At 71.3% G+C, this 21620-nt stretch carries 21 protein-coding genes; 6 read left to right on the plus strand and 15 right to left on the minus strand.

Features of this window, described 5'->3' with window-relative positions; translation table 11 throughout:
* The first annotated feature begins 96 nt into the window (after positions 1-96).
* The gene (locus tag QFW96_RS29830) at positions 97-2109 is read left to right on the plus strand and encodes a thioredoxin domain-containing protein (RefSeq protein ID WP_281459091.1); all 2013 of its coding nucleotides are present in this window, start codon (positions 97-99) and stop codon (positions 2107-2109) included.
* Here the strand turns inward: QFW96_RS29830 and trhA are convergent.
* Positions 2100-2777, minus strand: a complete 678-nt coding sequence (gene trhA / locus QFW96_RS29835) for a PAQR family membrane homeostasis protein TrhA (RefSeq protein ID WP_343231419.1) — start codon at positions 2775-2777, stop codon at positions 2100-2102. The genes QFW96_RS29830 and trhA overlap by 10 nt on opposite strands.
* A gap of 175 nt (positions 2778-2952) precedes the next feature.
* On the opposite strand from trhA, the gene QFW96_RS29840 reads away from it, so the two are divergent.
* Entirely contained in the window at positions 2953-3729 is a 777-nt protein-coding gene (locus QFW96_RS29840; RefSeq protein ID WP_281459093.1) for an isoprenyl transferase, read from the plus strand.
* A 123-nt stretch (positions 3730-3852) separates the two neighbouring features.
* Here QFW96_RS29840 and QFW96_RS29845 read toward each other — a convergent pair whose 3' ends face one another.
* Together QFW96_RS29845 and QFW96_RS29850 are read right to left on the minus strand one after the other, a co-directional pair.
* Complete coding sequence (locus QFW96_RS29845) at positions 3853-4095, minus strand: hypothetical protein (protein ID WP_281459094.1); 243 nt, start codon at positions 4093-4095, stop codon at positions 3853-3855.
* 251 nt (positions 4096-4346) lie between these two features.
* Positions 4347-4592, minus strand: coding sequence for a hypothetical protein (locus QFW96_RS29850; protein ID WP_281459095.1), 246 nt, complete (start codon positions 4590-4592; stop codon positions 4347-4349).
* Positions 4593-5438: 846 nt separating this feature from the next.
* On the opposite strand from QFW96_RS29850, the gene phoH2 reads away from it, so the two are divergent.
* Positions 5439-6818, plus strand: a complete 1380-nt coding sequence (gene phoH2, locus QFW96_RS29855; protein WP_406692677.1) for an RNA 5'-3' helicase PhoH2 — start codon at positions 5439-5441, stop codon at positions 6816-6818.
* Positions 6819-6872: 54 nt separating this feature from the next.
* On the opposite strand, the gene QFW96_RS29860 is transcribed toward phoH2, so the two are convergent.
* The 5 genes from QFW96_RS29860 to QFW96_RS29880 form a co-directional block, all read right to left on the minus strand.
* The gene (locus QFW96_RS29860; protein WP_281459096.1) at positions 6873-8312 is read right to left on the minus strand and encodes a GuaB1 family IMP dehydrogenase-related protein; all 1440 of its coding nucleotides are present in this window, start codon (positions 8310-8312) and stop codon (positions 6873-6875) included.
* Positions 8313-8359: 47 nt separating this feature from the next.
* Positions 8360-8767 (minus strand): DUF4288 domain-containing protein, encoded by a 408-nt coding sequence (locus QFW96_RS29865; RefSeq protein ID WP_281459097.1) that lies wholly within the window; start codon positions 8765-8767, stop codon positions 8360-8362.
* A gap of 13 nt (positions 8768-8780) precedes the next feature.
* Positions 8781-10295: an ATP-dependent DNA ligase gene (locus QFW96_RS29870; RefSeq protein WP_281459098.1), complete on the minus strand. Its 1515-nt coding sequence runs from the start codon at positions 10293-10295 to the stop codon at positions 8781-8783.
* 41 nt (positions 10296-10336) lie between these two features.
* Positions 10337-11731 (minus strand): class II fumarate hydratase, encoded by a 1395-nt coding sequence (locus QFW96_RS29875; RefSeq protein ID WP_281459099.1) that lies wholly within the window; start codon positions 11729-11731, stop codon positions 10337-10339.
* Between the two features lie 154 nt (positions 11732-11885).
* The gene (locus QFW96_RS29880) at positions 11886-12659 is read right to left on the minus strand and encodes a S1 family peptidase (protein ID WP_281459100.1); all 774 of its coding nucleotides are present in this window, start codon (positions 12657-12659) and stop codon (positions 11886-11888) included.
* Between the two features lie 173 nt (positions 12660-12832).
* Between QFW96_RS29880 and QFW96_RS29885 the strand changes: the two genes are divergently transcribed.
* Positions 12833-13804, plus strand: coding sequence for an NAD(P)/FAD-dependent oxidoreductase (locus QFW96_RS29885; protein ID WP_281459101.1), 972 nt, complete (start codon positions 12833-12835; stop codon positions 13802-13804).
* 249 nt (positions 13805-14053) lie between these two features.
* Here QFW96_RS29885 and QFW96_RS29890 read toward each other — a convergent pair whose 3' ends face one another.
* Positions 14054-14800 carry a S1 family peptidase gene (locus QFW96_RS29890; protein ID WP_281459102.1) on the minus strand — a complete coding sequence of 249 codons (747 nt, stop codon included), beginning with the start codon at positions 14798-14800 and terminating at the stop codon, positions 14054-14056.
* Between the two features lie 196 nt (positions 14801-14996).
* Positions 14997-16007: a class II fructose-bisphosphatase gene (gene glpX, locus QFW96_RS29895; RefSeq protein ID WP_281459103.1), complete on the minus strand. Its 1011-nt coding sequence runs from the start codon at positions 16005-16007 to the stop codon at positions 14997-14999.
* Between the two features lie 176 nt (positions 16008-16183).
* Here glpX and QFW96_RS29900 point away from each other — a divergent pair, with 176 nt between their 5' ends.
* Positions 16184-16780, plus strand: a complete 597-nt coding sequence (locus tag QFW96_RS29900; protein ID WP_281459104.1) for a DUF4245 domain-containing protein — start codon at positions 16184-16186, stop codon at positions 16778-16780.
* Between the two features lie 18 nt (positions 16781-16798).
* On the opposite strand, the gene QFW96_RS29905 is transcribed toward QFW96_RS29900, so the two are convergent.
* The 4 genes from QFW96_RS29905 to QFW96_RS29920 form a co-directional block, all read right to left on the minus strand.
* Positions 16799-17053: an exodeoxyribonuclease VII small subunit gene (locus tag QFW96_RS29905; RefSeq protein ID WP_281459105.1), complete on the minus strand. Its 255-nt coding sequence runs from the start codon at positions 17051-17053 to the stop codon at positions 16799-16801.
* The gene (locus QFW96_RS29910) at positions 17050-17445 is read right to left on the minus strand and encodes a cytochrome P450 family protein (protein WP_281459106.1); all 396 of its coding nucleotides are present in this window, start codon (positions 17443-17445) and stop codon (positions 17050-17052) included. Before QFW96_RS29910 ends, QFW96_RS29905 begins: the two co-directional genes overlap by 4 nt.
* Before the next feature lie 14 nt (positions 17446-17459).
* Positions 17460-18719, minus strand: a complete 1260-nt coding sequence (gene xseA, locus QFW96_RS29915) for an exodeoxyribonuclease VII large subunit (RefSeq protein WP_281459107.1) — start codon at positions 18717-18719, stop codon at positions 17460-17462.
* A 169-nt stretch (positions 18720-18888) separates the two neighbouring features.
* Entirely contained in the window at positions 18889-19347 is a 459-nt protein-coding gene (locus tag QFW96_RS29920) for a lipid droplet-associated protein (protein ID WP_281459108.1), read from the minus strand.
* A 173-nt stretch (positions 19348-19520) separates the two neighbouring features.
* Here QFW96_RS29920 and QFW96_RS29925 point away from each other — a divergent pair, with 173 nt between their 5' ends.
* Positions 19521-20561 carry a 4-hydroxy-3-methylbut-2-enyl diphosphate reductase gene (locus tag QFW96_RS29925; RefSeq protein ID WP_281459109.1) on the plus strand — a complete coding sequence of 347 codons (1041 nt, stop codon included), beginning with the start codon at positions 19521-19523 and terminating at the stop codon, positions 20559-20561.
* 61 nt (positions 20562-20622) lie between these two features.
* Here the strand turns inward: QFW96_RS29925 and QFW96_RS29930 are convergent, their stop codons facing one another.
* Positions 20623-21540: a DUF6542 domain-containing protein gene (locus QFW96_RS29930; RefSeq protein ID WP_281459110.1), complete on the minus strand. Its 918-nt coding sequence runs from the start codon at positions 21538-21540 to the stop codon at positions 20623-20625.
* Positions 21541-21620 lie beyond the last annotated feature (80 nt).

Genomic DNA, 21620 nt, shown 5'->3' on the forward strand with positions numbered 1-21620 from the left:
GGGGCGAAGTTCTCATGAGAACTTCGCCCCCCACGCACGAGACGGGACCAGTCCCTCACCGGTGCGTCGGAAAGATCCGGATGGGAGGCTGGGGGCATGGCGAACCGGCTTGCGGACGCGACGAGTCCCTACCTCCTGCAGCACGCCGACAACCCGGTCGACTGGTGGCCGTGGTGCCCGGAGGCGTTCGCCGAAGCGCGCCGCCGGAACGTGCCGGTGCTGCTGTCGATCGGCTACGCGGCCTGCCACTGGTGCCACGTGATGGCCCACGAGTCCTTCGAGGACGACGACACCGCGCGGCTGATGAACGAGCACTTCGTCAACATCAAGGTCGACCGGGAGGAACGCCCGGACATCGACGCCGTCTACATGGAGGCCACCCAGGCCATGACCGGCCAGGGCGGCTGGCCCATGACCTGCTTCCTCACGTCCGACGGCGAACCGTTCCACTGCGGCACCTACTACCCGGCGGAACCGATGCCGGGGATGCCGTCGTTCCCGCAGCTGCTCGCCGCCGTCGCGCAGGCATGGGAGAACCGGGGTGATGAGGTCCGGGCCTCGGCGACCCGCATCGTCGAGCAGCTCAGCGCCCAGCGCTCGCCGCTGCCCGAGACGATCCTCGACGACGAGGTGCTCACCGGCGCCGTCGGCCGGTTGCGGGCCGAGGCCGACGGCGATCACGGCGGCTTCGGCGGTGCGCCGAAGTTCCCGCCGTCGATGGTGCTGGAGTTCCTGCTGCGCCACCACGAGCGCACCGGCTCGGCGCAAGCCCTGGAGCTGGCGCGCGACTGCTGCTCGGCGATGGCGCGCGGCGGCCTCTACGACCAGCTCGCGGGCGGGTTCGCGCGCTACAGCGTCGACGCCGCCTGGGTCGTGCCGCACTTCGAGAAGATGCTCTACGACAACGCCCTGCTGCTGCGCGCCTACGCGCACCTGGGCAGGCTCGGCGACGAGCTCGCCGCCCGCGTCGCCCGCGAGACCGCGGGATTCATGCTCCGCGACCTGCGCACCCCCGAGGGCGGGTTCGCCGCCTCGCTCGACGCCGACACCGATGGCGTCGAGGGCCTGACCTACGTGTGGACGCCGGAGCAGCTGCGCGAGGTGCTGGGGTCCTCCGACGGCGATTGGGCGGCGTCGCTGCTGGTCGTCACCCCCGACGGCACCTTCGAGGAGGGCGCGTCGACGTTGCAGCTGCCGCGCGACCCCGACGACCCGGAGCGCTGGGCGCACGTGCGGGACCGCCTGCTGGCGGCCCGCGAGCAGCGCCCGCAGCCGGGCGAGGACGACAAGGTCGTCACCGCCTGGAACGGGCTGGCCATCACCGCCCTGGTGGAGGCCGCGTCCGCCCTGGAGGAGCCGTCCTGGGTCGAGGCCGCCGCCGGTGCCGCCGAGCTGCTGCTGGCCACCCACCGGGTCGACGGCAGGCTGCTGCGGACCTCCCGCAACGGCGTCGCCGGCACGGCCGCCGGGGTGCTGGAGGACTACGCCTGCTTCGCCGACGGGTTGCTGTCGTTGCACCAGGCCACCGCCGACCCGCGCTGGCTGACCGCCGCGTGCGAGCTGCTCGACGTCGCGCTGGAGCAGTTCGCCGACGCCGAGCACCCCGGCGCGTTCCACGACACCGCCGCCGATGCCGAGGCGCTGGTGCGCAGGCCGTCGGACCCCACCGACAACGCCAGCCCGTCGGGTGCCGCCGCGCTGACCTCCGCGCTGCTGACGGCGTCAGCGCTGGTCGGGCCGGAGAGCACGAGCCGCTACCGCGCCGCCGCGGAGCAGGGGCTGTCGCGCGCTGGACTGCTGGCCCAGCGCGCCCCGCGCTTCGCCGGGCACTGGCTGACGGCGGCCGAGGCCCGCGCGCAGGGCCCGCTGCAGGTCGCCGTGGTCGGCCCGGACGCGGCCGCGCGGGCCGAGCTGCTGGCGGTGGTCCACCGCCGGGCGCCCGGCGGCGCGGTCGTCGTCGGCTCCGCCCCGGAAGCGGCCGGAGTCCCCCTCCTGACCGACCGCCCCCTGGTCGACGGCTCGGCGGCCGCCTACGTGTGCCGCGGCTACGTCTGCGACCGCCCCGTCACCAGCCCCGACGACCTCGCCGGGAACCTCGCTCAGGCGTAGAGCGCGAGCCAGATCGCCACGTGGTGGCAGACGGCCGCCGCGGTGACCGTCGAGTGGAAGAACTCGTGGTAGCCGAAGGTCTTGGGCCACGGGTCCGGCCAGCGGGTCGCGTAGAAGATCGCGCCGGCCGTGTACAGCGCGCCGCCCACGATGAGCAGCACGAGCACCGCGACGCCGGCGTTCTCCAGCAGGTCCGGCAGCACGAACACGGCCACCCAGCCCAGCGCGATGTAGACCGGGACGCCGACCCAGCGCGGCGCGTTCGGCCAGGCCAGCTTGAGGATCACGCCGCCGAGCGCGCCCGTCCACACCACGGCGAGCACGACCGCGCCGGTCGTGGGCTGCATCGCGATCATCGCCAGCGGCGTGTAGGTGCCGGCGATGAACAGGAAGATCATCGAGTGGTCGAGCCGGCGCATCCAGGTGCGCGCGCCGACCGACTTCCAGGTCTTGCGGTGGTAGAGCGCGCTCACGCCGAACAGCCCGAGCACGGTCACCGAGTAGATCGAGGTACCCAGCGCGGCCTGCGCGGACACGGTCGAGGCGGCCAGCGAGATCAGCGTGGCCCCGGCGGCGAAGAACGCCAGCAACGACCAGAAGTGGATCCAGCCGCGCATCCGAGGTTTCACGAATGCCGAAGGGACGCGAGATGAGAGGGCCTTGGTCACGCAACAAAGGTTACGGGACCGTAGGTTTCGCTCGCTGTGACCTCCGTTGCAAGCAACCCGTTCCGCGGTCCGGCTGCGCGGCTGTGCCGGTCGCTCGGGTGGCGGAAGAAGAAGGTGGTTGCGCCGCTTGGGCTCGGCGCCGATGGTCATCGGCATCCGCGTAGTCTCATCTGGCGTGGCGCTCAAGGTTCGGTTGAAAGAACTCATGTACTCGGTCTACGAGCGACGGCTCAGCCGGAAGCTCGACGGACTGCAGCATCCGCGGCACGTCGGCGTCATCCTGGACGGCAATCGCAGATGGGCCAAGGAAGCCGGTCTGGACGCGGCGCACGGGCACCGGGCGGGCGCGCGCAAGATCGCCGAGATGCTCGGCTGGTGCGAGGAGGCTCAGGTCGAGGTGGCCACCCTGTGGCTGCTGTCGACCGACAACCTCAACCGCAGCGAGGACGAGCTCAACGCCCTGATGGAGATCATCGCCGGGGTGGTCGACGAGCTCACCAGCCCGGGCCAGTCGTGGCGGGTGCGGATCGTGGGCGCGCTGGACGTGCTGCCCACCGAGACGGCCGCGCGGCTGACCGCGGGTGCGCTGCGCACCGAGGGCCGGACGGGGATGCAGGTCAACGTGGCCGTCGGCTACGGCGGCAGGCGGGAGATCGCCGACGCCGTCCGCAAGCTGCTCCAGCAGCACGCCGAGGCGGGCACGACCATCGAGGAGCTCGCCGAGGTCCTCACGGTCGACCACATCGCCGAGCACCTCTACACCTCGGGCCAGCCGGACCCCGACCTGCTCATCCGCACCTCGGGCGAGCAGCGGTTGTCCGGGTTCATGCTGTGGCAGTCGGCGCACTCGGAGTTCTGGTTCACCGAGGCCTACTGGCCGGAGTTCCGGCGGATCGACTTCCTGCGCGCGCTGCGCGACTACGCGGTCCGGCACCGCCGCCTGGGGCGCTGACGCTCCCGGGACAGCGAGAAGGCCCCGGGGCAGCGAGAAGGCCCTGGGAAAGCGAGAAGGCCCTGGGAAAGCGAGAAGGCCAGGTCGATGACGACCTGGCCTTCTCCCATGCGATCAGCTCGATCAGGCGGACGGGTGGTCCACGATCGGGGCGTTGACGCACTCGCTGCTCTGCGGCGACAGCAGCGGGACGACCGCGCCCAGCACCGCGACGTTGTTACCGCAGGCCTGCACCGGCAGGACGCTGAGGTTGTTGTCGTTGAGCAGGTTCACGCCGTCGTTGTCCGAGCTGTCGGCGTTGGCGACGGGCGCCAGGGCCAGGAGACCGGCGGCGGCACCGGCGACAATCGCAGCCTTCTTCAGCACTTGGGTCACTCTCCTCTAGGAATTCCGCGGGATTCGGAGTTCACACCAGCGGACTCTGTACAAAGTCCGGGTCGGCGAGCCGACCGCGATGTGTTCCGGTCGCAAACTACAGCGAACGTGCGGTTCGCCCAAATTCCGTAACACCATTGTGTGAACGCGAATTCTTTCCGCCCTGGTAGAACGCGAATGGCCGGACGCGAAAAAGGAGCGCCGGGATCGTTCCCGGCGCTCCTCCTCGACGCGATGGGGCCTCAGTACCCGCTCGGGTGGTCCACGATCGGCGCGTTCACGCACTCGCTGGAGTTCGGCGAGGCGATCGGGACGACGGCACCCAGCGCGGCGACGTTGTTGCCGCACAGCTGCACCGGAACGGCGCTGACGTTGTTGTCGTTCAGGATGTTGACGCCGTCGTTGTCCGAGCTGTCGGCGTTGGCCATCGGGGCCAGGGCGAGCAGGCCAGCAGCGGCGCCGGCGACAATCACTGCTTTCTTCAGCACAGCTTTGCTCCTTGGTCAGATGAGTTGAGCAAGTGCGTGCTTCTGCCCCGAGGAGTGAATTCCGAAGCGAGTGAAGCACCTGGTTCGAAACGTATCCAGGGGTCTGGTAATGCGACACTCGGGTAACACCATTGTGTGTATTGACGGACTGATCCCTCAGGTGTTCGCGGTTTTTCGCCGACAAGCGCGAGCGCTTTCCGGGCAATCGGGAATGCGGCAATTCCGTCCGCCGTTCGGGTGGCCGTTGATCACGGCGCGCGTTGAGGTATGGATCGCCCGGAGACGTTGTCGGAATACCGCCCGGACGGAACATCGAGCACTGATCGTTACCGCCGATCGCTTGACGACGTGCTGCACCAGCGGACGCCGGAGCGCGAGCTGCGGCGCGCGGGCAGCCCGGAAGTTCACCCGAAAAGAGCAGCGGTCTTCACCGGGAGTGTTGAATTCCGTTCGATCTCGTCCGGGTCGACGTACGCCTCCTGACCTGCTGACGAATCGTCTGGACACCTGCTATTAACCTCCTGACCTGCGAAAAAGGGCTAGTCGCGCGCGGTGAGCGCGGGAATGGTTCGAATCACCTAAGTGGCTGTCTGCCGAAATGCGATCACGCAGGTAGCGTTCGCGGTGACGGGCCGTTGCCTTGCACGTCCGAACGCGGCCCGTCCGGGAGGCCCTGATCGTGGCTGTTGGCTGGAGGGACGTTCACACGTCCACCTTGGTCGCGGAGGGGGTCGGTGCCCGGCCCTCGCGCGGCCGGTGGACCGGACGGTCCAGCCGGAGCACGACGGGGGCAGGCCCGGCCCACCGACGAGCGGGCGTGTTCGGCACGTCCGCGAGGGAGTAGCCGTGACCGCACGACGTTCCCAGCCTCAGGCGCACAGCGCCGTCCGCAGCGACGAGCCCGCGCGCACCGCCGCACCTGGCGGTGACTTCGAGGTCCGCACCTACGTCCTGGACACTTCGGTCCTGCTGTCCGACCCGTGGGCGATGGCCCGGTTCGCCGAGCACGACGTGGTGCTCCCGGTGGTGGTCATCTCCGAGTTGGAGGGGAAGCGCCACCACCCCGAACTCGGCTGGTTCGCCCGCGAGGCCCTGCGCGTGCTCGACGACCTGCGGGTGGAGCACGGCAGACTGGACCACCCGGTGCTGGTCAACCCCGAGGGCGGCCACGTCCACGTGGAGTTGAACCACTCCGACCCGTCGGTGCTCCCGCCGGGCTTCCGCACGGACTCCAACGACTCCCGCATCCTGGCGTGCTCGCTCAACCTCGCCGCCGAGGGCCGCGAGGTCGTGCTGGTCACCAAGGACATGCCGCTGCGGGTCAAGGCCGCGTCGGTGAACCTGGCCGCCGAGGAGTACCGCGCGCAGGACGTCGTGTCGTCGGGCTGGAGCGGCATGGCGGACATCGACGTCGGTTCGGAGTCGGTGGACTCCCTGTTCAAGGACGGCATCGCCGACCTGGAGGAGACCAGGGACCTGCCGCCGAACACCGGAGTCCGGGTGCTGGCCGGTCAGCAGAGCGCGCTCGGTCGGGTCACCGCGGACAAGCAGGTCAAGCTGGTGCGCGGTGATCGCGAGGTGTTCGGCCTGCACGGCCGGTCCGCGGAGCAGCGGATCGCGCTGGAGCTGCTGATGGACCCCGAGGTCGGGATCATCTCGCTCGGCGGTCGAGCCGGTACCGGCAAGTCGGCGCTCGCGCTGTGCGCGGGGCTGGAGTCGGTCCTGGAACGGCAGCAGCACCGCAAGGTCGTGGTGTTCCGGCCGGTCTACGCCGTCGGCGGGCAGGAGCTCGGCTACCTCCCGGGCACCGAGGGCGAGAAGATGGCGCCGTGGGCGCAGGCCGTCTTCGACACGCTCGGCGCGCACGCCAGCGAGAACGTGCTGGAAGAGGTCATGGACCGCGGCATGCTGGAGGTGCTGCCGCTGACCCACATCCGCGGCCGGTCGCTGCACGACGCCTTCGTCATCGTCGACGAGGCCCAGTCGCTGGAGCGCAACGTGCTGCTGACGGTGCTCTCGCGGCTCGGCTCGAACTCGCGGGTGGTGCTCACCCACGACGTCGCGCAGCGGGACAACCTGCGGGTCGGTCGGCACGACGGCATCGCGGCGGTCATCGAGAAGCTCAAGGGCCACCCGCTGTTCGCCCACGTGACCCTGACCCGATCGGAGCGCAGCCCGATCGCGGCCCTGGTCACCGAGCTCCTGGAGGGCGAGCACACCCCCTGACGCGCGAGGAGGGCGCCTTCGCAGGAGAAGGCGCCCTCCCGAGCGCGCGGGTCGTCACCAGCCGGACGGCAGGGGGCGGCCCTCGGCGAAGCCCGCGGCGGACTGGATGCCGACGAGGGCTCGCTCGTGGAACTCCGCGAGGGTGTGCGCGCCTGCGTAGGTGCAGGAGGAGCGCACGCCCGAGGTGATCTGGTCCAGGAGGTCCTCGACGCCCGGGTTCTGCGGGTCGATCCGCATCCGGGAGCTGGAGATGCCCTCCTCGAACAGGGCCTTGCGGGCCTGGTCGTAGGGGCTGTCGGTGCGGGTCCGGGCCGAGACGGCGCGCTTGGAGGCCATGCCGAAGGACTCCTTGTAGGCGCGGCCGTGCTCGTCGCGCTGCAGGTCGCCGGGGGACTCGTAGGTCCCGGCGAACCAGGAGCCGACCATCACCGACGACGCACCGGCGGCCAGCGCCAGCGCCACGTCGCGCGGGTGGCGGACGCCGCCGTCGGCCCACACGTGCTTGCCGAGCCTGCGCGCCTCGGCGGCGCACTCGGCGACGGCGGAGAACTGCGGGCGGCCGACACCGGTCATCATCCGGGTCGTGCACATCGCGCCAGGCCCGACGCCGACCTTGACGACGTCGGCACCGGCGTCGATCAGGTCCCGCACGCCTTCGGCGGTCACCACGTTGCCCGCGACGACCGGAACGGTCGGGCTCGCGGAGCGCACGGCCTTGAGCGCGGCGATCATCTTCTCCTGGTGGCCGTGCGCGGTGTCGACGACCAGCGTGTCCACCCCGGCGTCGAGCAGCGCGGAGGCCTTGGCGGCGACGTCGCCGTTCACGCCGACCGCGGCGGCGACCCGGAGCCGTCCCTCGGCGTCGAGCGCGGGGGTGTAGATCGCGGCGCGGAGGGCGCCCTTCTTGGTCATGATCCCGGCGAGCCGGCCGTCGGCGTCGACGGCGATCGCCACGGTGCGGCCCTGCTTGTGCAGCTGCTCGAAGACCTCGCGGGAGTCGGTCTCCAGCGGCAGCACCACCGGGTGGGCGTCGGCGACCTCGCCGACCCGGGCGAACCGGTCGACGCCGGTGCAGGCGGCCTCGTCGACGACGCCGAGCGGCTTGTCCTCGTCGTCGACCACCACCAGCGCGCCGTGCGCGCGCTTGGGGAGCAGGTTGAGGGCGTCGGCGACCGCGTCGTCGGAGTGCAGCGCCAGCGGCGTGTCCCACAGCGGGTGCCGGGTCTTCACCCAGGACACGATCTCGGCGACGGCGCTGGTGTCGACGTCCTGCGGCAGGACCACCAGGCCGCCGCGCCGCGCGACGGTCTCGGCCATCCGCCTGCCGGCCACGGCGGTCATGTTCGCGACCACGATCGGCAGCGTCGCGCCGGTGCCGTCACTGGTGGCCAGGTCGACGTCGAAGCGCGACTCGACCCCCGAGCGCCGGGGCGCCAGGAAGACGTCGTCGTAGGTCAGGTCGGTAGAGGGCTCTTGCCCGTTCAAGAACTGCACGTCTCACCACGATACGGGCAACCGCCGCGCTGCGGGTACGACGTGGCTCAGGCGTCGTCCTCGGTGAGGGTGTCGAGGGAGCGGTAGGCGTCGTGGTTGCGGAAGAAGCGGCTGTAGAGCTCGGAGCCGTCGTCGAAGGTGGCGTCTTCGAGGGGCTTGACCTCGACGACCTGCTTGAGCTTCCAGGTCACCGGGCGGTGGTTCTCGTCCTCGTAGGACGACTCCTGCTGCTTGCCGCACTCCTGGGCCTTCTCGGCCGCCTCCTCCGCGGACTCGGCGGTGAGCAGCACGAACGACTCCTCGTAGAGCGGCGGTTGGCCCTCGGACTCCGACTCCAGCAGCAGCACGGCGACGTAGTGCTCCAGCTCGACCGCGGCCGAGCGCTGCTGGAAGTCGCGCGGGTCGATGGTGCCCGGGCCGATGTTGATCGAACTCTCGAAGTCCTCGCTGCTCATGCGGCCCAGGATCTCACCCGCCGCGGAGCATGCCGCGAACCGCCTCGATGGTGTCGGCTTCGGCGGCGTCCTTGTCCGGGCGGTAGCGCAGCACCCTGGCGAAGCGCAGCGCGACGCCGCCGGGGTAGCGGCTGCTGGTCTGCACCCCGTCGAGCTCGATCTCCACCACCAGCTCCGGGACGACGTGCACGGTCCAGCCGTCGTCGCCGGTGGCGCGCCGCTGGAACTCGGCGGTCTGCCAGGTCAGCAGCTCGTCGGTGAGGCCCTTGAAGGTCTTGCCGACCATGATCGGCGGTCCGCCGTCGGGGTCGCGGGCGCCCAGGTGCAGGTTGGACAGGTAGCCGCTGCGGCGGCCGTGGCCCCGCTCGGCGGCGAGCACGACCAGGTCGAGGGTGTGCTCGGGTTTGACCTTGCGCCACGCCTTGCCGCGCCTGCCCGCCGCGTACGGCGAGGAGAGGTCCTTGATCACGACGCCCTCGTGGCCGCGGGCCAGCGCCTCCTCGAACAGCGCGGCGGCGTCGTCCGGGGCGGGGGAGAGGACCCCGGGAATCCGGTGCGCGGCCGCGACCTGCGACAACGCCTTCAGTCGGTCGCGCAGCGGGAGGTCGAGCAGGTCGGTGCCGTCGAGGTGCAGGCAGTCGAAGAAGTACGGGTGCAGCAGCTCGTCGCGCTGCTCCTGGGCGCCGAAGCGGGCCATCGTCTCCTGGAAGGGGCGCGGACGTCCGGCGTCGTCGAGGGCCAGGGTCTCGCCGTCGAGCACCACCGAGCGGCAGTCCAGCCCGCGCACCAGCGCGACGAGCTCGCCGACGTTGCGGGTGATCTCGCGCAGCGTGCGGGTGTAGACGTGCACCTCGTCGCCGTCGCGGTGCACCTGGATGCGGGCGCCGTCGAGCTTGTACTCGACGCTGCACTCGGTGAACTCGTCCAGCGCGGTGTCGAGCGTCTCGGCCGGGGAGGCCAGCATCGGCCGGATCGGGCGGCCCAGCTCCAGGTGGAACTCGGCGAGCGCGGGCTCACCGCCGCTGAGCGCGGCCTCCGCGGTCGCCGGGAGCCTGCCGGAGAGCATGAACGCGCGGCGCACGGATCCGGTCGGGACCTCGGCCGCGGCGGCGACGGCCTCGATCATCACGCCTTCCAGCGCGCCCTGCCGCAGCTCGCCGCCGAATAGGCGGACGAGGAACCGCTGCTCGGCCTCGGTGGCCAGGCCCAGGAGTCCGGTGAGCGCGTCGGTCCGCCGCTGCCCGGAGCCGGAACCGCTGATCGCGCGCACCTCGTCGATCGCGCCCGCCACGTCACCGATTTCCAAGGTCGGTTCGGGTGCCGCTGCGACCTGCAGCGATGCGAGCGTGGACCAGCCGACCCCGGCGCGTCCGCCGGGCAGTTCCCCGGCCAGCAGCGCCGTCGCGGTCGCGACCTCCGCGGGCTCCAACCGGCGGAGCACTCCCGCGAGGGCGGTGGTCTTCGCCTTGCGCGAGGACGTCGCCGCGACCTCCGAGGAGATCGCGACGACGTCCGAGAACAGCACCATGCCCCCATGGTGCGCACATCCCCCGACGAGCGGCCGGGTGCTCAGCCGCCGTTGGCCATGCGGAGGACGTCGAGGGCTTCGTCGAGCTGCTCGACGGTGAGCTTGCCGTTGTCGACGTGGCCCCGTTCGAGGACGACCTCGCGGATGGTCTTGCGCTCCTTGAGGGCCTGCTTGGCCACGGCCGCCGCTTCCTCGTAGCCGATGTGGCGGTTGAGCGGGGTGACGATCGACGGCGAGCCCTCGGCGTAGGCGCGGGCCTGGTCGGTGTTGACCTGCACCTCGGCGAAGACCTTGTCGGCCAGCAGCCGGGAGACGGCCGAGAGCAGCCGCGCCGACTCCAGCACGTTGCGGGCGATGACCGGCAGCATCACGTTGAGCTGGAAGTTGCCCTGCGACCCGGCGAACGCCACCGCCGCGTCGTTGCCGATGACCTGGGCGACGACCTGCAGCGTCGCCTCCGGGATCACCGGGTTGACCTTGCCCGGCATGATCGACGAGCCCGGCTGCAGGTCGGGCAGCGCCAGCTCGGCCAGACCGGTGCGCGGCCCGGAGCCCAGCCAGCGCAGGTCGTTGGCGATCTTGGTGAGGCTGACCGCCACGGTGCGCAGATGACCGGAGGTCTCCACGACGGAGTCCTGCGCGGCCTGGGCCTCGAAGTGGTCGCGGGCCTCGGTCAGCGGCAGGTCGGTCACCCGCGCCAGCTCCTCGGCCACGGCCTGGCCGAAGCCCTCCGGCGCGTTGAGCCCGGAGCCCACGGCGGTGCCGCCGATGGGCAGCTCGCCCAGGCGCGGCAGGCCGCTGCGCAGCCGCTCGACGCCGTAGCGGACCTGCGAGGCCCAGGCGCCGGCCTCCTGGGCGAGGGTGATCGGCACCGCGTCCATCAGGTGCGTGCGGCCCGACTTGACGACCTCGGTCCAGTCCTTCGCGCGGCGCTCGATGGTGGTGGCCAGGTGCTCCAGCGCCGGGATGACGTCGGTGAGCACGGCCTCGGTGGCGGCGACGTGGATCGTCGTCGGGAACGTGTCGTTCGACGACTGCGAGGCGTTGACGTGGTCGTTCGGGTGCACGTCGCGACCGAGCGCGCGGGAGGCCAGGGTCGCGATGACCTCGTTGGCGTTCATGTTCGACGAGGTGCCCGAGCCGGTCTGGAAGACGTCGATCGGGAAGTGGTCGTCGTGCGCGCCCTCGGCGACCTCGTCGGCGGCGCGGGCGATGGCCTCGGCGACCTCGGCGTCGAGCACGCCCAGCCGCCCGTTGACCCGGGCGGTGGCTGCCTTGAGCAGGCCGAGCGCGCGGATCTGCGCGCGCTCCAGGCCCCGGCCGGAGATCGGGAAGTTCTCGACGGCCCGCTGGGTCTGCGCCCGGTAGAGGGCGTCGGCGGGCACCCGAACCTCGCCCATCGTGTCGTGTTCGATCCGGTATTGGGTTTCAGCCATGCTTCGAGTGTCCCGCCGATCATCGGCTCGGGTCAGCGTGGCGCGCCCCACTGACCAGCGACATCCGGGGGAAAACGGCGTTCTGGAACGATCTAGGTGGCTGATCTGACAGGGCCCCGCCCCGCGAGCGGGACGGGGCCCTGCGAGTGGGTGATCAGCCGATGGTCTCGGAGATCCAGTCCGAGTAGGCGGTGGCGTCGGTGTAGACCGAGGGCGCGGTGCCGCAGACCGGGACCGGGCTGCCGAGCCGGCTGGTCACGCCGGTGAGCTTCCAGTCGCCCGGGGTGCCCTCCAGCTGCGGGCCGCCGGAGTCGCCGAAGCAGGCGTTGGCCAGCAGTTCCTTGCTGGAGGTGCAGATCTCGGTGGGCTCGTCGATGCCGCTGAGGGTGCATCCCGCGTCGGGCGCGACGGTGGTCTCCAGCTCCTGGAGCTGCTCCGGCGGCTGGCCGCAGCCGCGCACCGGGCAGGTCACGCCCCAGCCGATGATCCGCGACGGCGTCCCCGCCTCGCCGGAGGAGTCGGCCAGCTCGATCGGCGTCTCCGGCACCGACTGGTCGAGCTTGAGCAGCGCGATGTCGCCGTTGGGCGTCTCGGTCTCGTAGTTCGGGTGGACCACGATCTGCGACACCCCGGCCTCGGTGCCGCCGCTGCTCCAGGTGGGGCTGCCGATGCGCAGCGACAGGTCGCCGGGCTTGGCGTCGACCACGCAGTGCGCGGCGGTGAGCACCCACTTCTCGTCGATGAGCGAGGCCCCGCAGCTGTGCGAGCCCTCCCGCTGCAGCGAGGCCATCCACTCGTAGGACTCGGTGGCGTCGTGGCCGCCGACGATCAGCGCACCCGGGTTGTCGATGGCTTGCGCGGCCGGTGCGAAACCGGCGCTGAGCGCGACCGCGGCGATGCCGCTGAGCAGCGCGGACGTCTTCTTCACAGAGATTCCCCTCCCCGACTTGATCCCCTTTCGGGCGAAGTTAGGGGTGAGGTGCAGCACCAGGTACCGCCGCGCGCCGCAGCGGATTGGGCTGATCGGAGCAGGCGTGCTGAACAGCCCCGGAGCCGACTAGCCTGAGATCCGTATCACAGGTCCGGCGACGGGATGCCGAGATGGCGCACGAGGTCGACTTGCTGGTGGTGGGCGCGGGCCCGACGGGGCTGTTCGCCGCCTACTACGCCGGGTTCCGCGGGATGTCGGTGGCGCTGGTGGACGCGCTGCCCGAGCCCGGCGGTCAGGTGACCGCGATGTACCCGGAGAAGATGATCTTCGACGTGGCGGGGTTCCCCGAGATCCGCGGCCGCGACCTGATCACCGCTCTGGTCGATCAGGCCGGGCAGTACGACCCGCGCTACCTGCTGGGGCGACCGGCCGTATCGCTGTCCGATGTGGACGGCGGGCTGGTGGTCGACGTCGGCGAGGGCGAGCGGGTGCGCGCCGGGGCGGTGCTGATCACCGCCGGGATCGGCGAGTTCACCCCGCGACCGCTGCCCGCCGGGGACGAGTGGACCGGCAGGGGAGTCGTGCACTTCATCCCCGAGCTGTCCGCGCACACCGGGCACGACGTGGTCGTCGTCGGCGGCGGGGACTCCGCGTTCGACTGGGCGCTGGCGCTGCAGCCGGTGGCGCGCAGCGTGACGCTGGTGCACCGCCGCACCCGGTTCCGCGCGCACGCCGGGCTGGTCACCAAGGTCGAGCAGCTCGGCGTCCCGCTGATCGTGCCCGCCGAGGTCGCCGAGATCCGGGGCGACGACGGCGGTCTCAGCGAGGTGGAGATCGACGTCGGCGGCGAGCGGCGGGTGCTGCCCGCCGACACCGTGGTCGCGGCGCTGGGCTTCACCGCCGACCTCGGGCCGATCGAGAGCTGGGGGCTGGAGCTGGAGAAGCGGTCGATCCCGGTCGACACCACGATGCGCACCAGCCGGGCCCGCGTCTACGCGGCAGGGGACGTCGCGTCGTACCCGGGGAAGGTGAAGCTCATCGCGACCGGGTTCGGTGAGGCCGCCACGGCGGTGAACAACATCGCCGTCGAGCTCAACCCCGACGCCCACCTCTTCCCCGGCCACTCGTCGAACCTCGGCTGAGGGCTCGAACGTCACCAGAGGACAGTTTTAGCCATAATCACCCATGATCAATGTCCCTTTTGTCCGGTCAATTATGGCTAAAACCGTCACCTGGTGACCCGGACGTGGAACGGCACCCGGGATGTGGGGATCTCCGGGTGCCGTGTCGGGGGACGGATCAGGCCCAGTGGATGTCAGGCCCAGTGGATGTCAGGCCCAGTGGATTTCAGGCCCAGTGGATTTCAGGCCGTTGGCTCAGGCCAGTGGATTTCAGGCGCCGGTGGTGGTGTTGATCCAGTCGGCGAAGGCCGGGACGTCGGTGTAGATCGACGGGCCGGTGGCGCAGGTCGAGTCACCGTTGCCGGAGCGGCTCGTGGCGCCGATCAGCTCCCAGTTGCCCTCGGTGCCCTTGATCTGCGGGCCGCCCGAGTCGCCGTAGCAGGCACCGGCGTTGCCGCCCGGGTTGTCGGTGCAGATCTCGCCCGCGCCGTCGATGCCGGTGCAGCCGGCGTCGTCGACGATGCTGGTGTCGAGCTCCTGCAGGTTCGACGGGACCTCGCCGCAGCCGCTCTCCGGGCAGGTCTGGCCCCAGCCGATGATGCGGCTCGGCGTGCCGGTGGCACCCGACTCGGCGGCGATCTTGATCGGCGCGGCGGTCAGCTGCTTGTCCAGCTGCAGCACCGCGAGGTCGGCGCTCTGGTGCACCTCGGTCTTGGTCACGGCGGCTTCCTCGCCGCCGGTGGTGTTGTCGTTGCTGCCGACGCGGACCGTGAAGTCGCCGCCGCTCTGCACGCAGTGCGCGGCCGTCACCACCCAGTCCGGCTTGATCAGCGCGCCACCGCAGATGTGTCCGCCCTGCTGCTGCAGGGACACCATGAACGAGTAGGTCTCGGTCGCGTCGTGACCACCGATGATCATCGGGTCGACGTCGTCACCGGCCGCGACCGCGGGCATGCTCAGCGCGCCCACGGCGCTGACCGCGGCGACCGCGGAGATGAGAACCGAACGAATGCGCATGGGGGTCGAATCCTCCGGGGTTCCCCGGCTCCGAAGGCCGGCTGGCCGCTGACGCTAACGGCGCCGATCACCCGGGCGTACCCACGAAGGTCGTAGGCGGAGCGCGAAAAGGGCGGTGACCAGCGGACAATCCGCAGGTCACCGCCCTGATCAAGACCGGTTCAGGGGTTTTTGCCGCCTTTCCCGATGAAGGCGACTACTCGTCAGCCTCGCCGAGGTCCACATCGGCGTACTCGCGCAGCTTGGTGAGCTTGTGCGAGGCGTCGACGACGCGCGTCGTGCCCGACTTCGAGCGCATCACGATGGACTGCGTGGTGCAGCGGTCGGCGCGGTAGTGCACGCCGCGCAGCAGCGCGCCGTCGGTGATGCCGGTGGCCACGAAGAACATGTTGTCGCCGCGCACCAGGTCCGACGTGGTCAGCACCTGGTTCGGGTCGTGCCCGGCCTCGCGCAGCTTCTCCCGCTCCTCGTCGTTCTGCGGCCACAACCGGCCCTGGATCTCACCGTCGAGGCACTTCAGCGCGCACGCGGCGATGATGCCCTCGGGCGTGCCGCCGATGCCCAGCAGCATGTCGACGCCGCTGTTCGGGCGGGCCGCCGCGATCGCGCCCGCCACGTCGCCGTCGGAGATGAACTGCACGCGGGCGCCCGCCTCGCGGACCTCCTTGACGATCTGCTCGTGCCGCGGCCGGTCCAGCACGCACACCGTCACGTCGGCGACGTCGACCTGCTTGGCCTTGGCGACGCGGCGCACGTTCTCCGAGATCGGGGCGCTGATGTCGATGACGCCCGCGGCTTCGGGGCCGACCGCCATCTTCTCCATGTAGAACACCGCGGACGGGTCGAACATGGTGCCGCGCTCGGACACCGCCAGCACCGCCAGCGCGTTCGGCATGCCCTTGCTGAGCAGCGTCGTCCCGTCGATGGGGTCCACGGCGACGTCGACCTCGGGGCCTTCCCCGTTGCCGACCTCCTCGCCGTTGTAGAGCATCGGGGCTTCGTCCTTCTCGCCCTCACCGATGACCACCGTGCCGCGCATCGACACCGTGCCGATGAGCTTGCGCATGGCGTCCACCGCGGCGCCGTCGCCCGCGTTCTTGTCGCCGCGCCCCACCCAGCGGCCGCCCGCCATCGCGGCGGCCTCGGTCACGCGGACGAGTTCCATCGCCAGGTTGCGGTCGGGTGCTTCCGGGTGTCGTTGCGTCATCGCGCCTCCCCGTTGTCAGGCATCGTCGGTACCGCCCGAGTCCGGCGGGAAAACGCCCCGCGCCCAGGCATGTTGGCTGCGATCTTCCCAGATCATCGGGGCTCGGGGATCGTTCGCGTGGGACAGCCCACTCCCTCCGGCCCTACCCGGTGAGCTGCGGTGCCGCCGGTGAGAGCATGGGTGTCGTGGCTGAACCCCGCAACCAGCAACCGGCTCCGTCCCGCCCGCCGCGGACGATGTCGGCGATGATCTTCGCCATCCTGCCGTTGGTGCTGGTCTCGTTCGGCATCGCCGGGCTGTTCACGCAGTGCTCGTTCACCCCGAGCGGCCCGACCGTGGACAGCGGATCGGTGCCCACCGTGGACGTTCCCGCCGAGCTGCGCGACGCGGCGGCCGGGGTGGACTTCCCGATCGTCGACCCGCAGCTGCCCGACACCTGGCGCGCCAACTCCAGCAACAGCACCACGCTGCCCTCGCACACCGAGGTCGTCCGGGTCGGCTGGCTGACCGGCGACGCCCGCTACCTGCGCTTGGCCCAGTCGACCGCTGCCGAGGAGGAACTCGTCACCGGTGAGACGCGGCAGCCGCCGCACGCGCTCGGCACGACCGAGGCCGGCGGTCGCCAGTGGATCCGCTACCAGGGCGTTCGCGACGAGCAGGCGTGGGTGAGCGAGCGCGACGGGGTCCGCCTGCTCATCACCGGCAACGCCACCGAAGCCGAGTTCACGACCCTCGCCGAAGCCGCCCTGACCGGCCCCGAGATCGGCTCATGACGGCTCGGACCAGCTGAGTCAGGACTCGTCCTCGACGCTGGCCAGGGCGCGGTCCACGCGCTCCCGGGCCCCGGCGAGGTGACGTTCGCAGACCGCGGCCAGGGCTTCGCCCTTCTCCCACAGGGCCAGCGAGTCCTCCAGCGACAGGCCACCGGCCTCCAGCTGCTTGACGACCTCCGCCAGCTGGTCGCGGGCGGCCTCGTAGCCGAGCTCGGCGACCTCCGGGTGCTCGGCGACGGGGTCGAAGTGCTCGTCGGGCTGGTTCTCGGTCACGGGGCAGGGCTCTCCACATTCGCTCGCACGGACACCACCGCGGTGGCGATCGCCTGGTCGTAGCCGACGAACGCCTCCGCGAACTCGGCACCGTCGCCCTCGCGCACCGCGTCGTTGATGCGCAGCTGGGCCTCCGCGACCCTACGTCGGTGGGCCGACGCCTCCCACCAGGCGGGGCCGACGTAGTCGGAGGTCGCGTCGATCAGGGCGCGCAGCCGCCCGGGCAGGTCCTTGCGGTCGGCCGAGTCGCACCCGCCGAGCAGCGCCTCCCACGTGCACGCGGCCGTGACGTCGGCGCTCTCGGCGCAGCGCCGGACCTCGCCCGCCCGTTCTCGGCTGCGCGCCGCGCCCACGGTGAGGGGGAGGAACGAGGGCTCCTGCTTCGGGTGCACGTGGAAGTCCTTGGTCAGTCAGGTACGACGGCGTGGACCGCGCCGTCGGCGACCCGCACCCGCAGCCGGGTGCCCGCGGGCGCGTCGTCGACGGAGCGCAGCACGCCGTCGACCTCGTCGGTGTCCTCGATGCGCTGCACGATCGCGTATCCACGAGCCAGAGTGGCCGCAGGTCCCAAGGTCGTCAAGCGTGATCGAGTTGCGCTCAGCGCATGTCCCTCCGCCGTGAGGACCGCGCTCATCGCCCGCCGCGAGCGGTCGCGCAGCTGCGCGACCTGCTCGGCGCGCTGCTGCAGCGGCTTGTGCGGATCGGCCAGCGCCGGACGGCTGCGCAGCTGGTCGAGCAGCCTGCGCTCGCGATCCACCCACCCGTGCAGCGCCCGTCGCGCCCGGTCGCGGAGCTGCCCGATGCGCTGGCTCTCCTCGGCGACGTCGGGCACCACGCGCTTGCCCGCACCGGTCGGTGTGGAACAGCGCACATCGGCGACGTGGTCGAGCAGCGGCGAGTCCGGTTCGTGCCCGATCGCGCTGACCACCGGGGTCGTGCAGGCCGCCACCGCCCGGCACAGCGCCTCGTCGGAGAACGGCAGCAGGTCCTCGACGCTGCCGCCGCCGCGCGCCAGCACGATCACGTCGACCTCGGGCATCCGGTCGAGCTCTTCGAGGGCGGGCAGGATCTGCGGCACCGCGCTGGTGCCCTGCACCGCGACGTTGCGGACCTCGAACTGCACGTTGGGCCAGCGCAGCTGCGCGTTGGTGAGCACGTCGTGCTCGGCGGCCGAGGCCCGGCCGGTGATCAGCCCGACCCGGTTCGGCAGGAACGGCAGCGGCCGCTTGCGCCTCGGGTCGAACAGTCCCTCGGCCTTGAGCAGCTGGCGCAGCCGTTCGATGCGCGCGAGCAGCTCACCGATGCCGACGGCCCGGATCTCGTCGACCCGCAGGCTCAGCGTGCCGCGGCCGACGAAGAACGTCGGCTTGCCGTGCACCACGACGCGGCTGCCGTCGGTCAGCGGCGGATCCATCTTGCGCAGCAGCGACGACGCGCAGGTCAGCGTCAGCGACACGTCGGCGGACGGGTCGCGCAGGGTCAGGAACGCCGTCTGGGCGCCGGGCCGCATCGAGATCTGGGTGATCTGCCCCTCGACCCAGATCTGGCCGAGCCGGTTGATCCAGTCGGCGATCTTGCGCGCCACGGTCCGAACCGGCCACGGCTCCTCGGCGCTGGTGGGCGAAGTCAGCGTTCCTCCTCGTCGAAGATTGTTTTCCAGGCTCATTCTGCTTGGCGGTGCAAGTAGCGGAACCTCAGCGGACCTCTGGCTCCGGGATCCGCGACTTGAGTATGTCGATACGCGGCGCTGCGGCTGTCCTCACCAGAGGACCGCTGAGAACCCGCGGCGGTGCGAGTGGCGAGGGTGGTGGAGGAGAGAGCGACTTCGTCGCTCGCTACTGCTCGCGCAGGCGGGTGAGGCGGTTGCGCAGCATCCGGAGGTAGTCCGGGCGCTGGGCGGTGCGCTCCTCGTGGGCGAGCAGTCGGGTGAGATCGTCCTCGGTGAACGAGCGTAGGCGACCGCGCAGCTGGGGCAGGCTCAGCGCGTCGTAGTCGGCGATCAGCGAGTTCTCCTGCGGCTCCGCCGCGGGTTCCGGGGCGGGCTCCGGGGCGGTGTCCTCGTCGAAGACGGCCCACTCCGGCTCTTCCTCGGGCGTGCGCAGCACCGACAGCGCCTCGTCGCCCTTGATCGCGAGTTCGGTGATGTGCTGCTGGACCCGCATCGACGCCTGCAGCGTCTGGCTGGCCACGGTCACGGGCAGGCCGAGCAGCGTCGCGGGCAGCGCGCGGGCCTGTTCGACGGCGGTCGCGGCCAGACCGGCCGCCACCCGCACCGGCAGGGGGAACTCTGACATGGGCCCAGCCTGCCCCAGAAGCGGTCGCCAAGCCATCACTTCAGGGCCGGAATGTGATCCCGGACCGGGGTGGCGGCGGCGACCGGACGAGCACGAATACGCCCCTCGATGGAGTGACAGCGAGCACCGACCGGAGGCAGATCGGCGGGTCGCGGATCCGTACCCTTGATGGCATGACGACCACGCCCGAGGCCCGCGACCTCGAAACCGACCCCGTTGACACCGACACCGTTGGCGACGCCGGCCGGACCAAGCGGGTTCTGCTGGCCAAGCCCCGTGGTTACTGCGCGGGCGTCGACCGCGCAGTCATCACCGTCGAGAAGGCGCTGGAGACCTACGGCCCGCCGGTCTACGTCCGCAAGGAGATCGTGCACAACCGGCACGTGGTGGACACCCTGACCGAGCGCGGCGTGATCTTCGTCGACGAGACCGACGAGGTGCCGGAGGGCGCCCTCGTGGTGTTCTCCGCGCACGGCGTCTCCCCGGCCGTCCACCAGGAGGCCGAGGAGCGCAACCTCCGCACCATCGACGCCACCTGCCCGCTGGTGACCAAGGTGCACAAGGAGGTCAACCGCTTCGCGCGCGACGACTACGACATCCTGCTGATCGGCCACGAGGGCCACGAGGAGGTCGAGGGCACCGCCGGTGAGGCGCCCGAGCGCGTGCAGCTGGTGGACAAGCCCGAGGACGTCGACAAGGTGGAGGTCCGCGACCCGAGCAAGGTCGTCTGGCTGTCGCAGACCACCTTGAGCGTCGACGAGACGATGGAGCGCGTCGACCAGCTCACCGAGAAGTTCCCGACGCTGCAGGCCCCGCCGAGCGACGACATCTGCTACGCCACCTCCAACCGCCAGCAGGCGGTGAAGGTGATGGCCCCGCAGTGCGACCTGGTGATCGTGGTCGGCTCGCAGAACTCCTCGAACTCCAAGCGGCTGGTCGAGGTGGCGCTGCAGGCCGGTGCGTCGGCGTCGCACCTGATCGACTACGCCTCGCAGATCGACGAGTCCTGGCTGGAGGGCGTGACCACGGTCGGCGTCACCAGCGGTGCCTCGGTGCCGGACGTGCTGGTGCTGCAGGTCCTGGACCACCTCGCCGAGCGCGGCTGGGGTGACGTCGAGGAGGTCACCACGGCCAACGAGAAGGTCACCTTCGCGCTGCCCCGCGAGCTCCGCAAGGACCTGGACGAGAACGCCAGCCCGAAGTCGGTCCGCTGACCTGATCCAGACGACAAGCCGCCCGGCTCCGGAGTTCGGAGCCGGGCGGCTTCTCTCGTCCCTAAGGGCCTGGGCGGCGCGGGCGGCGGCCGGGTGGGGGTTCCGGCGGGCGAGGCCGTCCTGGGGCGCCCTGGCGGGGTGGACGGGGGCCTCCTGCGCGCGGGTCGTTGGCCGGGCGGGGCGGGCGTCCGGCCGGGGGCACGTCGCGCCGCGGGGCGTCGCCGTTCGGGCGGCCCTGGGCGTCGCGCGGACCGGTGCCGCGCGGCTGCTGCCTGCCGTCGGCGCGGCGCTCGCCGCCGCGCCCCTCCTCGCGCGGCCTGCGGCCGTCTCCGCGCGACTTGCGGCTTTCGGACGACTTGCGTCCGTCGGTCGACCTGCGGTCTTCGCGCGGTGCGCGATCGGCCGGGCGCTTGCGCGGTTCGTCGTCGCGGGCCGCCTTCTTGCGCGGCGGCGGCACCGGCCGGGCCTTCTTGGTCTTGGCGTCCGGGTCGACGCCGAGGTCGAAGTCGTCCTCGGGCTCGGCCTTCTGCGTCACGAACATCCGCAGCAGACCGATGCCGAGCGCGACCGCGGTGGCACCGGCCATGATCGGGAAGCTCGTGATCAGCGGGCGAGCGACCGACAGCGCCTTGCCCGCGATGCCCGCGCCGGAGGTGCTGCCCGCGCCGGCGATGAGGACCAGAACCGGCATCACGATGCCGAGGACGAGCGGTGGCTGCACCATCGGACCGAAGACGCTGCGCCGCTGCACCAGCAGGACGGCTGCGAGGGACCCGAGGAAGAAGGCCGTCTTGAAGATGTACCCGGGCTGTTGCCAGATGAGGGTGTCCAGCAGGGTGCCGACCGCGGTCGGGACGGCGGCCAGCAGCACGGCGCCCCACAGCGGCACCCCGAGGGTGCTGAACGCGGAGCGCGCACCCCACTCGGGCGCGCCATTACCGGTAGTCGAAGCGCTCTGGCTCTCGCGGATCGCGGTCACAGTCCCCAACGGTAACGGTCCAGTACCTCAGTGCGAGAGCGGTCTCGTGGAACGGACTCGTTACCCCACGTCGAGTAATG

The organism is Saccharopolyspora ipomoeae (assembly GCF_029952525.1).
In the GTDB taxonomy this organism is placed as follows: Bacteria; Actinomycetota; Actinomycetes; order Mycobacteriales; family Pseudonocardiaceae; genus Saccharopolyspora; species Saccharopolyspora ipomoeae.

Excerpts from the sequence above, each read along its gene's own strand:
- QFW96_RS29870 (WP_281459098.1), bottom strand. The coding sequence starts at position 10,295 with ATGGTGCTGTTCTCGGACGTCGTCGCGATCTCCTCGGAGGTCGCGGCG.
- QFW96_RS29925 (WP_281459109.1), top strand. The coding sequence starts at position 19,521 with ATGACGACCACGCCCGAGGCCCGCGACCTCGAAACCGACCCCGTTGAC.
- QFW96_RS29830 (WP_281459091.1), top strand. The coding sequence starts at position 97 with ATGGCGAACCGGCTTGCGGACGCGACGAGTCCCTACCTCCTGCAGCAC.
- QFW96_RS29890 (WP_281459102.1), bottom strand. The coding sequence starts at position 14,800 with ATGCGCATTCGTTCGGTTCTCATCTCCGCGGTCGCCGCGGTCAGCGCC.
- QFW96_RS29920 (WP_281459108.1), bottom strand. The coding sequence starts at position 19,347 with ATGTCAGAGTTCCCCCTGCCGGTGCGGGTGGCGGCCGGTCTGGCCGCG.
- QFW96_RS29885 (WP_281459101.1), top strand. The coding sequence starts at position 12,833 with ATGGCGCACGAGGTCGACTTGCTGGTGGTGGGCGCGGGCCCGACGGGG.
- glpX (WP_281459103.1), bottom strand. The coding sequence starts at position 16,007 with ATGACGCAACGACACCCGGAAGCACCCGACCGCAACCTGGCGATGGAA.
- QFW96_RS29865 (WP_281459097.1), bottom strand. The coding sequence starts at position 8,767 with ATGAGCAGCGAGGACTTCGAGAGTTCGATCAACATCGGCCCGGGCACC.
- QFW96_RS29900 (WP_281459104.1), top strand. The coding sequence starts at position 16,184 with ATGGGTGTCGTGGCTGAACCCCGCAACCAGCAACCGGCTCCGTCCCGC.
- QFW96_RS29875 (WP_281459099.1), bottom strand. The coding sequence starts at position 11,731 with ATGGCTGAAACCCAATACCGGATCGAACACGACACGATGGGCGAGGTT.
- xseA (WP_281459107.1), bottom strand. The coding sequence starts at position 18,719 with ATGAGCCTGGAAAACAATCTTCGACGAGGAGGAACGCTGACTTCGCCC.